General features: G+C 76.2%; 7 protein-coding genes. 3 read left to right on the top strand and 4 right to left on the bottom strand.

Annotation, left to right across the window (positions count from 1 at the left end):
- Positions 1-15 precede the first annotated feature (15 nt).
- Genes ACFZBX_RS30210 through ACFZBX_RS30200 form a run of 3 tightly spaced genes read left to right on the top strand, consistent with a single transcriptional unit; the run spans position 16 to position 6,334 of the window.
- Positions 16-2,760, top strand: a complete 2,745-nt coding sequence (locus ACFZBX_RS30210; RefSeq protein WP_391536997.1) for a hypothetical protein — start codon at positions 16-18, stop codon at positions 2,758-2,760.
- A complete protein-coding gene (locus ACFZBX_RS30205; RefSeq protein ID WP_391536996.1) occupies positions 2,757-3,821 on the top strand; it encodes a hypothetical protein in 1,065 nt (354 codons plus the stop codon). Before ACFZBX_RS30210 ends, ACFZBX_RS30205 begins: the two co-directional genes overlap by 4 nt.
- Entirely contained in the window at positions 3,773-6,334 is a 2,562-nt protein-coding gene (locus ACFZBX_RS30200) for a hypothetical protein (RefSeq protein WP_391536995.1), read from the top strand. The genes ACFZBX_RS30205 and ACFZBX_RS30200 overlap by 49 nt, the downstream gene beginning before the upstream one ends.
- 64 nt (positions 6,335-6,398) lie before the next feature.
- On the opposite strand, the gene ACFZBX_RS30195 is transcribed toward ACFZBX_RS30200, so the two are convergent.
- From ACFZBX_RS30195 to ACFZBX_RS30180, 4 genes are all read right to left on the bottom strand, one after another.
- The gene (locus tag ACFZBX_RS30195) at positions 6,399-9,926 is read right to left on the bottom strand and encodes an indolepyruvate ferredoxin oxidoreductase family protein (protein WP_391536994.1); all 3,528 of its coding nucleotides are present in this window, start codon (positions 9,924-9,926) and stop codon (positions 6,399-6,401) included.
- Positions 9,927-10,129: 203 nt separating this feature from the next.
- A complete protein-coding gene (locus ACFZBX_RS30190; protein ID WP_391536993.1) occupies positions 10,130-11,854 on the bottom strand; it encodes an FAD-dependent monooxygenase in 1,725 nt (574 codons plus the stop codon).
- Positions 11,851-12,366, bottom strand: a complete 516-nt coding sequence (locus ACFZBX_RS30185) for a VOC family protein (RefSeq protein ID WP_391536992.1) — start codon at positions 12,364-12,366, stop codon at positions 11,851-11,853. The genes ACFZBX_RS30190 and ACFZBX_RS30185 overlap by 4 nt, the downstream gene beginning before the upstream one ends.
- A gap of 95 nt (positions 12,367-12,461) precedes the next feature.
- On the bottom strand, positions 12,462-13,028 hold the full coding sequence (locus tag ACFZBX_RS30180; protein WP_391536991.1) for a TetR/AcrR family transcriptional regulator: 567 nt from the start codon (positions 13,026-13,028) through the stop codon (positions 12,462-12,464).
- Between the last annotated feature and the right edge of the window lie 136 nt (positions 13,029-13,164).

The raw sequence follows: 13,164 nt of genomic DNA, 5'->3' as shown, positions 1-13,164 counted from the left end.
GGGACGGCGTCCGGGATGTCCTTCGACGAGGCGCGCTACCTGCGCGAGGTGCTCGACCGGGGCCTGCCGGTGGACGAGGACCTGCGGCACCGCTACCAGCTCCCGGCGGAGCTCACCGCGGCCGGGGTCGACGAGGCGGTGCGGGCCGTCCGCGCCTGCTGGCGGCGCCACCGCACCCGGCTCAAGTACCTCGCGGTGATCGAGGAGCTGGAGGCCGGCCGGCTGGTGCACCAGGCCCTGTTCGAGGCGGCGCGGGGCGGTGACCTCGCCCCGCTGCGCGCGGCCCTCGCCGAGCAGGGCCGGCTCGCCTCGGCGGCGCGGGGCGAACTGCTCGCGGCGCTGGGCGAGGCCGCCGGCGGGCTCGGGCTGGTCAGCCCCGCCGTGCTGGCGGGCGTCGGCGCCGTCCACCGGGCGGACCGCGCCCGGCTCGACGAGGCGCTGGCCGGACTGTCCGTGGCCGTCGCCGACCCGGACCCGCTCCCCCGTGACCTGCCGCACCCGGCCTACGCGCGCTGCGCCCGGCAGTTGGCCGTCCTGCGGCTGCGGCACCTCGCCGACTTCCTGGCCGCCGGCGGCCCCGGGGAGCGCGTCACGGACCCGGTCCGGCCGTTCACCGGCCCGGCGCCCGGCGAGGCCGAGCTGGAGGCGGCCGCGCTGCGCTGGGGCCGGCAGCCGCACGGCGCCGCGCACACGGCGGCGCAGGCCGTGGCCGCCGCCGCGCGCAAGGTCCTCGGCGACCGGGGGCCGGAGGGGCTGCGCGCCGTCCTGCTGTACGAGCTCGCCGAACCGCTCCGGGCCCGGCGGGCCGCCCGGGCCGGCACCGGGACCCTGCTGGCGCACGCCGAGCAGGGGCTCTCGGTCGCCGCGACCGACGCCCGCCGGCTGGTCCTGGCGGTCCTGGAGGAGCCGGACCCCGACCCGGTCACCGCCCGGCTGCGGGCCCTGGCCGCCGACGGGCTGCTGGCCGAGGCGGCGGCCCTGCTCGACCGGCTCCCCGGGCAGGCGCTCCCGCCGCAGGCCGCGGGGCCGGCCGCGCACGTCCGCGCCACGCTGGCCGAGGCGCGGCGGCTCGGCGACCTCGCCTCCGCGCGCCGGATCGCCGATCCCGACCACGCCTGGGCGCTGCTCGACCGGGCCGAGGCCCTGGTCCGGGACCTGCCCCTGATCGACGAGGTGCGCCGCTCGCTGCCGGTCCGCCCGGTCCCCCGGGTGGGCGCGGAGGCGGACCCGGCGGGGGTGCTGGTGGAGTGGGAGCCGACGCCCTCGACGGCCGGGCGGCCGGAGTACCTGGTGGTGCGCCGGACCGGCCGGGCGCCGCGCTCGGCGGCCGACGGAACGCTCCTGGCGCCGCCCGCGCCCGGCGCGACCTCCCTGCTGGACACCGCGGCCCCGGTGAACGTGCCGGTCCACTATGCGGTCGTGGTGCGGCGCGCCGCCGAACCGGACGGGCCGTACTCCCCGCTCGCCGTCTGCGGCCCGGTGCGCCACCGGCCGGAGGTCGGGGAGGCCCGGCTGGAGGCGGACGACGGTGTGGTGAGCGGCGGTTGGCGGCTCCCGGCGGGCGCGGAGGGCGTGCGCGTGACGCGCCGCACCGAGCCGGAGACGCCGGACGACGAGCCTGGTACCCCGGACGACGACCGTGGTACCCCGGTCGGCCCGTCCGCCCCGGTCGCGGCCCGGGCGGACGGCTTCACCGACCGGGGCCGGCCCAACGGCCGCACCCACGTCTACCGGATCCAGGTCGTCTACCGGGACGACGACGGCGGCACGATGGCCACCGAGGGCCGGTGGCTCGCCGCCGTCCCGCTCGCGCCCCCGGAGCCGGTCACCGCCCTCACCGTGGTGCCCGCCGCGGAGGACCCGGGCCGGTTCGAGGCCCGCTTCGAGACCCGGGCGGAGCCCGCGCACGGCGAGGTCCGCCTCTACGCGTTCGACGCCCGGCCGCCGTGGCCGGTCGGACGGCTGCTGCGCCCGGCCGACCTCGCCGCCCGCGGCGCCCGGCTGACGACCCGGCCGGTCGCCGGCGGACTGCGGTTCCGGCCGCCCGGGCGCGGCGCCGTGGTCGTCGCGGTCACGGTCGCCGGCGAGCGCGCCGCCGTCGGGGCGAGCGCACCGGTGGTGGCGCTGCCCGAGCTGCGCGACGCGGCGGTGACCCGGAGCCCGGGCGAGGCCGTCGTCACCTTCGACTGGCCGCCGGACGGGCCCGCCGAGGCCGAGGTGCGCTGGCGCGTCGCCGGGGGCCCGCTCCAGCGGCGTGCCGTCACCCGTCTCGGCTATCTGCACCGCGACGGCGTGCGGCTCGCCGTTCCGCACGGCGCGGGCGTCGAGGTCGAGTTGTGCCCGGTCGGCCGGGCGGACGGCCTGCCGGCGTTCGGCGCGCCGGTCCACCTGGTCCTGCCGGCCCGGATCGAGGTCCCGTACACGCTCACCCGCCGGGGGCTGCCGGGCCGGCGCTCGGTACGGGCGGTCTTCCGGTGCGCGACCGAGGTGCTGGTACCGGGTCTGCTGCTGGTCGGCTCGACCGGGCCGGCCTGGCCGCTCGCCGCCGGTGACGGGGCGACGCTCGCCGAGGCCGGCGCCGTGCGGATCGGCCCCGGCCGGCCCGCCGTGCTCACCGCCCGGCTGCCCCGGGGCGGCCGTCTCACCTGGCTGCGCTGCTTCGCCGCCGGCGAGGAGGTCGTGCTGCTCGATCCGCCGGTCCGCGGACTGCGGACCGGCGCCCGGCGGGCGCGGGGCCGGTGGGCAGGGGGCCGGTCGTGAACCTGACGGGCCGTCGCGACACCGTGCGGATCTGCCCGTCGTGCCTGCGGCGGGCCGGCCGGGCGGAGACCTTGTACCGGTGCGTCTCCCCGCCCGGTTGGTGCCCCGGCGACCACCGTCCCGCCGCCACCCGCCGCGCGCCGTCCGCCGTCTGCGGCGGTTGCGGGCGGACGACCTCGCGCCCGCACTGCCGCCGGTGCGGCGAGCGGCTGCCCGAGGGGCGTCCCGGGGAGCGCGGGCGGGTCGTCGCGGTGGTGGGGCCGCCCGGCAGCGGGAAGAGCACTTTCCTCGCCGTCCTGCTGCACGGGCTCCGGCACGGCCTCGGCGCGGAGCTGGGCGTGGCGCTGCTGCCCGGCGACGACCGGACCGAGGCCGAGGTGCGGCAGCGCTACGAGCGCCCGCTCTACGAGGAGGAGCGCGCGCTCTCCCCGGACGCGCCGGGCTCGGGCTTCCGGCCGCTGGTCCACCGGCTGAGCCGGGGGCACGGCCGGCGGGAACGGTCGCTGACCCTGGTCCTGCTGGACACCGACCCGGCGGCCCCGCCGCGGACCGCCCGGCCGGACCTGGCGCGGGCGGACGCGGCGGTGCTGCTGCTCGACCCGCACGACCTGCCCGGCGCCGGACTTCACCGTCCGGGCCGTGGCACCCGGCCAGCGGAGGTCCTGGACGGGGCGCTCGACGCGCTGCCCCGGGACGCCGGCGGCCGGATCCGCGTCCCGGTCGCCGTCGGCCTGGCCAAGCTCGACCTGCTGACCCCCGCTCTTGCCCCCAACTCACCGCTGCACCGCCGCCGTTCCCCGCGTCCGGGATTCGATCCGGTGGACCGCGCGGCCGTGGACACCGAACTGCGGGCCCTGCTGGAGCTCTGGCAGGGCGACGGGATCGACCGGCGGCTGCGCGCGGGCCGGGCCGACCACCAGCTCTTCGCGTTCTCCGCGCTCAGCGCCCCGCCCGGCCCCGGCGCGACGCCGCCCGGTGGGCCGCGCCCGCACCGGGTCGAGGATCCGCTGCTGTGGCTGCTGCACCGCTTCGGCTTCCTGCCGAGGGCGGGGCGGCGGTGACGCCGGGACACGGCGACGCCGGCCGGGCCCGCCGCCGGGGCCGGTCGGCGCAGGCCTGGGGCAACGTCGTCTTCGGCGTCGTGCTGCTCCCGCTGCTGCTCTGGGTCGCGTTCCTGTTCGCGGTCGTCGGTGTCGCGCTGCACTGCGCGCTGATCGCCCTGCCGCGCCTGCTGCTGCGCCACTTCCGCGCCGTGCGGGGCGCGTTCGGCGCGGGCGCGCCCGACGCCACGGGCGAGGGCCCCGCCCGGGAGCCGTATCTGCGCCGGGGAGGCGGACAGGCGCTGCGCGAGGTGTGGCGCGGCCTCCGGGAGGCCTACGCGGGTGAACTGCGGGCCGCCTTCCGGTGGGACCCCGGACCGCCACCGCCGCCGGGCGCGCCGTGGGAGTGGGCCGAGCGCATCGCCACCCGCTGCCTCGGCGGGCTGCTGTGCGTCCTCCGGGGTTCCAGCGTCGGCGCGGCCGTCCTGGTGTCGGCACTCCTCGCGCTGCCCGCCCTGCTCTGCCAACTCCTGCTCCGGGCGGTGCTGCTGGCCGGGTTCAGGCTCTGGTGGACGGCCTGCCGGGCGGTCGACCGCCTCGGCCGCCGGCTGACCGGAGCCGCCCCGGTCTGCCCGCATCCTTCCTGCGGGCGGGCGGTGGAGGCCCCGGTCCGGCTCTGTCCCGGGTGCGGGGCGCGGCACCGGCGGCTCGTCCCCGACCGGTACGGCGGGCTGCGCCGCACCTGCCGCTGCGGGGTCCGGCTGCCCGCCGGCACGGTGTTCGGCGCGTGGCGCCTGGAGGCCCGCTGCCCGCACTGCGACCGCCCGGTGCCGCCCGGCGGCTCGCCGACGGCGGTGGTGCTCGTCGCGGGGGCGGCCGGTTCCGGGCGCAGCACCGTCGTCCGCGGCGGGTTCGCGCATCTGGCCGGGGTCGTCGGGGCGCTCGGGGGGCGGGTCGCCGGCGCGCTGCCGGGCACGGCCGTGGCGGAGCTGTCCGGGCTGCGCGGCGGGCGGCGCACGCTGGTGCTGCTCGATCCGCCGGGCCCGGTCTTCGAGGAGCAGTCCGGGCTCGACGTCCTGGACGGGCTTCGCCGCGCGCGGGGCCTGGTGCTGGTCCTCGACGCGCTGACGCTCCCTTCGGTGCGGCGGGCGCGGGTCGGCGGGGCGCCGTCGTCCGCGCCGGGGTCGGTCCCGGCCGCGGAACGGGTGCTCCGCGCCGTCGACGCCCTTCCCCGGCGCCACCGGCCGCGGCGGATCGCCGTGGTCGTCACCCGGACCGCCGCGCTCCGGGACACCCCGGCGGGTCCCGGTCCCGGTCCCGGCCCCGGGGACGGCGACGAGTCCGTGCGGCGGTGGCTGGAGGAGGCGGGGGCGGGGAACCTGGTGCGGGTGCTGGAGCGGGCCGGCGGCGGGCTCCGCTTCCTGGCCGACCGGTCGGAGGCGCGGTCGGGCCCGGCCCTGGGCGAGTTGCTGCTGTGGACGGCCGGGGTCCGCGCCGCGCCCCGGCGGCTGCCGGCCCCGCGCCGGGCCCGCCGGCCGGGCGGGCCCCGGGTCCGGCGGGCCGGCTCGGCGGCCCGCGCCCGGGGCGCGCTGCTCCTGTCGCACCTGGCCGGCCTGGCGGTGGTGCCGGTGGCGCTCACCCTGCTGTTCACGGGGTCGCTGCCGCCCACGGCGGCCTTCGGGCTGCCCGGCGCCGTCGACCGGTGGCTGCGTCCGCTGCCGGACTTCACCCGTGAGGTGGACCTGGCCGCCTTCCGCGGGGACGGCTCGTGGCCCGTCCTGACGGCGAGCTACTCCGCCCCCGGAAGCAGCCCGGACGGTCCGCGCGCCGGGAAGGGCGGCCACTGGTCGACCGAGGGCGGCCCGAACGCGGTCATGCCCGACGGGACAGACGACGGGGCGGTGGAGAACTGGCTCCTGAAGCGGGACTGGTTGGAGATCGACTTCGGGATTCCGGTGCCGGTCTCGCGGATCGAGCTGGACCTGAACCCCGGGATCGCCGCGCTCGCGACGGTCGAGACCCTCACCGCGGCGGGCGCCTGGGTGGACGGCGGGCGCCAGCAGTCGTCCAACGAGGACCTCCTGACGGGCCGCGACCGGGGGTTCGCGGTCAACGTCACCACGTCGGCGGTCAGGATCGTCCCGACCGTCCTGCCGGGGGGCGACGGCGCGCGCGTCGCCAACCTGCGGATCTGGTCGCCCTCGACCACGCTGGTCCGGCCCCGCCTCGCCGGCACCGACCTGCTGCTGACCAACACCGCGCACCGGGACGTCCCGGTCGAGGTGCTCCCGCCGGCGCTGCCGCCGGGCTGGCGGGCCGAGCCCCGCGTCGCGCCACCGCGACGGCTGGCCGCCGGCGCCACCGCCACCTCCGCCTGGCACCTCACCGCCGGTCCCGGCGCGCAACCCGGCCCGGTCGGCTACTCGTTCCGCGTCACCGAGCAAGGCCGCACCGCGACCGCCACCTGCTTCGCCCTGCTGCACCCCACGCCGACAGGGGTCCGGGCCGAGCCACTCACCTGCGATCCGGCCTAGGGTCCGCGTGTCGGTGGTGGCGGCGGCCAACGGCGCGGCTCCTGCACCGGGCGGAGTTCGACGCTCAGTCCTGAGGTCCGGTCAGGGAGCCCAGACGGCCGGCCAGTTCCTCGGAGCGGGCCCGGTAGCGCGCGACCGATGCCATCTTGATCCCCTCGTAGCCGCGCACGGTGTCGGGCAGTGAGGCGATCTCGACGGCCAGACCGTGAACGTCCTCGCCGAGGACCCGGCAGACCTCGGCCATGGTGGTCTCGTACTCGACCACCAGGGCACGTTCCGTGCGTCGCACGTGTGCCGCTCCGAACGGGTCGAGGCGGGTGCCGCGCAGGCCGCGCATCGCCGCGAGGGCGCGGAAGGCCGGTTTGAACCAGGGGCCGAGTTCGATCTTGCGGGTCATCCCCAGTGCCCGCAGCACGGGCGGATGGAGACGGTAGGACATCCGTGCGCCGTCCCCGAATCGGGCTCTCACCTCCCGCTCGACCTCGGGGTCGAGGGAGAGCCGGGCCACCTCGTACTCGTCCTTGTACGCCATCAGCTTGTACAGGTACGTGGCCACGGCCTCGGCGAGTGCGGTCGAGCCGGGCACGCGTTCGTTCTCGATCCGCCGTACCCGCTCGACGAAGCGCAGGTACCTCGTCGCGTAGGCGGTGTCCTGGTACGCGATGAGATCCGGGACGCGGACCTCCAGGATCCGGGCGAGTTCCGACCCGGGGACGGCCCCGGCCGATGCGAGGACGCTGCGGGCCGCGGCGGACGGGCGCCGTTCCGGCCCCGCCGGAACGGCACGCCCGCGCAGTACGGCGGCGAAGGCTTCGGGGTCGGCGACGGCTTGGCGGCCGAGGCGGAACGCCTTGAGGTTGGCTTCGACCTTGACGCCGTTCAGGGTGATCGCCTCCTCGATGGCGTGCGCCGGAACCGGCAGCCCGCCGCTCTGGTAGGCCGCACCCGTCAGCAGGAGGTTGGCGAACTGGTCCTCGCCCAGCAGGTCGGCGGCGAGCCGCCGGGCGTCCAGGAAGACGCTGTCCCTCACCCCGGCCCGGATCCTTTCCTTGAGCGGCCCGGCGGGCGGGAAGGACACGTCCGGGTCGATCACCATCCGTCCGGTGGGGACCTCCGCGGTGGAGACGACCGCCACCGTTCTCGCCGGGGCGGTCGCCGACAGGTTCCCGGCCTCCGCGGCCACGAGCAGGTCGCAGCCGAGGTAGAGGTCGCACTCCTCCAGGGCCGCCTTGCCCGCCTGGTCCGTCCGCTCCTTGGTGATCTTGATGTCGGAGACCACCGCACCGCCCTTCTGGGCCAGGCCGGTCTGGTCGAGGGTCCGGACGTGCAGGCCCACGAGCGAGGCCGCGGTGCTGAGGATCTGCGCGAGGGTGACCACGCCGGAACCGCCGATGCCGGTGATCCGGATGGTGTGGGAGGCCGGCACGGCGGGTGCCGGATCGGGCAGGACGGCGCTGTCCGGCATGGCCGCGGCGGTGAAGGCGCGCTTCCCGCCGGCGGGAACGACCGTGAGGAAGGAGGGACAGTCCCCCGCCAGGCAGGCGTAGTCCTTGTTGCAGGAGGACTGGTCGATCCGGGTCTTGCGGCCGAACTCGGTCTCGACGGGTTGCACGGAGAGGCAGTTCGACTGCTGCCCGCAGTCGCCGCACCCCTCGCACACCCGCTCGTTGATCATCACCTGCTCGACGGGCTCGGGCGCGAGGCCGCGCTTGCGCTTGCGCCGGAGTTCCGTCGCGCACTCCTGGTCGTGGATGAGCACGGTGACCCCGGGGGTCCGCGCGAGCACCTCCTGGGCCTCGGGCAGCCGGTCGCGGTGCCAGACGACGACGCCCTTCGGAAGCGCGACCCGCCGGTAGCGCTTGACGTCCTCGGTCGTGACGATGACGCGTCCCACGCCCTCCGCCAGCAGCTCCTGTGCGATCGCGGGCACGGGCATGACGCCGACCGGCTGCTGCCCGCCGGTCATCGCCACCGCGGAGTTGTGGAGCAGTTTGTAGGTGACGTTCACCCCGGCCGCGACCGCCGCCCGGACGGCGAGGCTGCCGGAGTGGTGGAAGGTGCCGTCTCCGAGGTTCTGGATCAGGTGGTCGCGGGCGAGGAACGGCTGCATCCCGATCCACTGGGCGCCCTCGCCCCCCATCTGTGTCATGCCGATCACGTCCCCGGCCTGGGCGGGGTCCATGAGCGTGACCATGGCGTGGCAGCCGATACCGGCTCCGACGGCGGCGCCCTCGGGCGCCTTGGTCGAGAGGTTGTGCGGGCAGCCGGAACAGAAGTAGGGGGCTCGGGTCACCACGGGCAGGAGCGGAAGCGCCCGGCGCCCGGCCGCCGCCGGCCGCCGGGCGTCCGACCGGTCGGGTACGGCCGGGAACCCGCCCAGGCTGTTCAGCCGGCGGGCGAGCCGCGCGGCCACGGTGTCGGGATCGAGTTCGCCGTCGAACGGGAAGAGGACCGAACCGTCGGGTGCGCGCTTGCCGGAGACGGACGGCCGGTTGCCGTGCCCGTAGAGCAGTTCCTTGAGGGCGGTCTCGATCAGCGGCCGCTTCTCCTCCACGACCACGATGTGGCTCAGTCCCCGCGCGAACCGCTCGACGACCGTGGGTTCCAGCGGGTGGATCATGCCGAGGTGGAGCAGGCGCACACCCCGCCGGTTCAGTTCGGCGTCGTCGAGCCCGAGGATGCGCAGGGCCTGGCGGACGTCGAGGAAGGTCTTGCCCGCCGCGACGATGCCGATGCGGTCGTCGGGCCCGGAGACGGTGATCCGGTTGAGGCCGTTGGCGGCGGCGTAGCGGCGGGCGATCTCCAGACGGGCGCCCTCCCGGGTGCGTTCCAGGTCGCCGAGCACCGGCTGCACCAGCCGGGCGCCGACCGTGTGGCGGTACGGCACCCCGTCGACGACGAGGTCCGGTTCGACCGGCGAGATCCGGTCGGCGCTCACGTCGACGGTGCCGGAGCCGTCGGCGACCGCCGTGACGATCTTCAGCGCCACCCAGAGACCCGATGCCCGGGACATCGCCACGCCGTGCAGTCCGAAGTCGAGCGCCTCCTGCGGGTCGGCCGGGTAGAGCGTCGGCAGACCGAGGTCGGCGAGGAGCAGTTCGGAGGCACCGGGGACGGTGGACGACTTGGCGGCGGGATCGTCGCCGACCAGGGCGAGGGCGCCCCCGGCCGGGTGGGTGCCCATCAGGTTGTTGTGCCGGATGGCGTCCGAGGCGCGGTCCAGGCCGGGGGACTTGCCGTACCAGACGGCCGTGATGCCGTCGACGCGCTTGTCCGGCTGCGCGGCCGCGAGCTGGGTGCCCTGGACCGCCGTCGCCGCCAGCTCCTCGTTGACGCCGGGGCGGAAGACGATGTCGTACTCGTCGAGGAGGGGGCCGCAGCGCGCGAGTTCCATGTCGTATCCGGCGAGCGGCGAGCCCTCGTACCCGGAGACGAATCCGGCGGTGCTGCGGCCCGCGCGGCGGTCGGCGCGACGGATGTCGAGGGGCAGACGGGCGAGCGCCTGGATGCCGGTGAGGTGGACGCTGCCTTCTTCGCGGGTGTACCGGTCCTGGAGCGAGGGCCGGGGCCCGGTCGTGTTGTGAGAGGTCACCACTGTGTTCCTCCGGGATGGGGCATCGGTGGGCGGGGCGGCCCAGGCACGGGCCCGTGGGCCCGCTTGCCGGTCCGCCGGGCGGTCCGCCGGGCGGTGGGACGGGAGCGCCGGGCTCGGGGCCGGCGCTCCCGCACGAGGTCCGCTCCGGGACGGGGCCGTGGTCGCGGCCGCCGTCTCCGGGGACGGGATCTGACGGAGCGCTACCGGGCGGGCCGCTCGGCTCCGCGGAGCAGGTCGGTGAGAGCCGCCACGGGAGTCGATCCCTCGGCGCTGTGCCACGCGATGTGGCCGTCCGGCCGGACCAGGAGGGCTCCGCCCGAACCGATCCCGAGCAGTTCGAGGCAGCGGCCGTCCGGGCTGGTGGCGTCGCGCCCGATGACGACGGTCCGTTGCGCCATGCCGCCGCAGGCCCCCACGGGCCGCGCGGAGGACTCGGGGAAGAGCTCCTCGAAGGCGGCGGCGAACGCGTCCGCCCAGGCGGCTCCGCCCGGCCCGGCGATGAGGGTGAAGCCCGGCACCAGGAGGTCGTGGGTGGACACCCGCTCCCCGCCGCGTTCGACCCAGGCGTGCGGAAGTCGCGCTCCGCGGACGGCGGTCGGCGTGCGGTCGACGGCCGGGGACGTGGCACCGCCCGCACCGCCCGCCCACCGGGCCGCTCCGTAGACGTACCCGATCTCCTGGTTCAGCGCGTCGAAGTGCGGGCGCTGCAGGGGGACGGCCTCCGCGATCCGCCGGCGTTCCGCCGCGGCGACCTCCGGGTCCGGGCTTTCGAGGCGTGCGGCGACGGCGTCCGTCCCGGGCCCGATGCCGACCTCGGCCATCTTCATCGCGTTCAGCATGCTGTGGCGGGCGTTGTCGACGGCCACCGGGCGGCGTTCCCGCTCGTAGCTGTCGAGCAGGGTCTCGGAGGCGCGGCCGCTCAGTACGGCGGCGAGTTTCCAGCCGAGGTTGTCCGCGTCGGCGAGGCCGCTGTTCATGCCGAGGCCGCCCGTCGGCGGGAACTGGTGCGCCGCGTCGCCGGCGAGCAGGACCCGGCCGCTGCGGTAGGTCCCGGCGGTCCGGGCCGTCATGGCCCACGACCCCACGGAGCGGACGTCCACGTCGAGTTCGGTGGTTCCGACGGCGTCCCGGATGATCCGGGCGCATCGCTCGGGCGGGTAGTCCTGCGGCGATTCGACGGCCGGGTCGAAGCTCCGCTGGAAGGTCCACCGGCGGGCGCCGTCCATGCCGATGAGTACTCCCGGGGAGACGCTGTTGATCAGCCAGACCAGCAGGGCGGGGTCCTGGCGCGTCCACGGGGAGAGGTCGGCGTGGAAGTAGATGTTCAGCTGGTGGCCGAGGACCGGGGCGCCGTCCATCGCGATGCCGAGCCTGTCCCGCATGCCGCCCGCCGCCCCGTCCGCCGCCACGACGTAGCGGGTGCGCAGGGTCTGCCGCCCGCCCGCGCCCTCCACGGTGACGTCGACGACGTCACCGTGGTCGGCCACCTCCCTGACGGTGGTGTCGTAGTGGACGGCGGCCGCGCCCTGGGCGAGGACCGCGTCCAGGAGGTGTCGCTGCACCCGGTCCTGTGCGCAGGAGGCGAGTTGCTCGGCCGAGGCGTACGCCCGTTCCAGGATCGGGCCCCGGGGGCCTTCGGCGAAGTCGATCCGGCCCAGGGACTCTCCGGCGAGGGTCTGCTTCCACAGGATGGTGCCGGCCTGCGCCGGGTCCACCGCGTCCGCCCGGACGGCGTCCGCGATGCCCCAGGCGCGGAACAGTTCCATGGACCGGGTGTTGACGACGTGGGCCCTGGGATGGGGGTTGATCCCGCCGAACTGTTCGCAGACGACACTGCGGACGCCGTGCCGGCCGAGGACGAGTGCGGTGGCCAGGCCCACGGGGCCGGCGCCGATGACGACGACCGGCACGTCGATGTCCTTCATGCGCGCCGGACCAGGTCGGCGGGGGACTCACCCGACTCGAAGCGTCGCAGCAGGTCGTCGGGGTCGAAATCGACCCCGATCGGATTGGCCTCGAAGGCTCCGGACCGGAACCACTCGTCGAGGGCCTCCGCGGTGGCGAAGTTGTCGATCTGGAGCTCGATGTGGTTGCCGTCCGGGTCCTCGAAGTACATCGAGGTGGTCGGCCCGTGGTTGATGCACCAGAAGGGGCGGATGCCCTCACCCTTCAGCCGCCGGTACGTGTCGAGCAGGTCCTCGATCGTCGCGTAGGTGAACGCCACGTGGTGAAGGCCGGTGTGCGCGTCGGTCGGCCGCTCGGACGCCCCGGTGGCGACCAGCGCGACGCGGTGGTGCTCGTCGTCGTAGGTCAGGAAGGCGAGCGCCTCGTCGGCGAAGGCGACCCGGCCTTCGAGGACGTTCGCATACCAGTCGGTCATGACCGGCAGGCGGCCGGTGCGCAGGACGACGTGGGCGAGTTTGTCGGGAGAAGCCATGGGGTGGCGACCTCCTTCTCGGGAGCACGGCAGCCCTCTTGGCTGCCATACAAGAGAAACCTAGAAGGCTCTTGTATGGCAGTCAAGAGATGGGTTCAGCGCGCCGCCGCGACGGCCACCAGTGCTTCCATCAGGAGGTCGACGAGCTCCCCGGTCGGCCGGTCCAGCGCCCGCGTACTGACCAGCAGCCCCTCGAAGAGCACGTGCGCCAGATCCGCCACCGGCGCGACGTCCGCCCCCTCGGGCAGCCGGTCCGCGACCGCCGCGAGGAGGCGGCCCTCCAGCCACTCCTGCATGCGGACATAGGCGTCGGCCAGGGCCGGCGACTCCCCCATGCGGTCGTACGCCTCCCGGTGCAGCCCGCGGTGGGCCTCCAGATCGACGAGGCACGCCACCAGCTGCCGGCGCGGATCGCCCCCGATTGCGGGATCCGCCTCGACACGCTCCCGCTCACGCAGGAACGTGCGGTCCAGCGCGGCGGCGAACAGATCGTCCTTGGTCGGGAAGTACCAGCGAACGGCGTTCGCCGCGACGCCCGCCACCCTGCCGACCTCGGCCAGGCTGGTCCCCTTGTACCCCTGAGCGGCGAAGAGTTCCCAGGCGCTTTCGACCAGGACGGCCTCGCGCTCGGCCTTCGGGATCTGTTGACGGTTCCTTGGCATGACAGCAAAGCCTAGGCGGCGCCGCCGCACCCCCCCACCCGCGGCTCCGGCCCCGGCCCGCGATCAGCACATCTCTTGACTCTGGAACAAGAAGGCTCTTGACTCTGAAGCAAGAGAAACCCCCTCCCCCACCCGC

This window comes from Kitasatospora sp. NPDC008115 (assembly GCF_042957205.1).
In the GTDB taxonomy this organism is placed as follows: domain Bacteria; phylum Actinomycetota; class Actinomycetes; order Streptomycetales; family Streptomycetaceae; genus Kitasatospora.
This window is presented reverse-complemented; position numbering and strand designations above follow the sequence as displayed.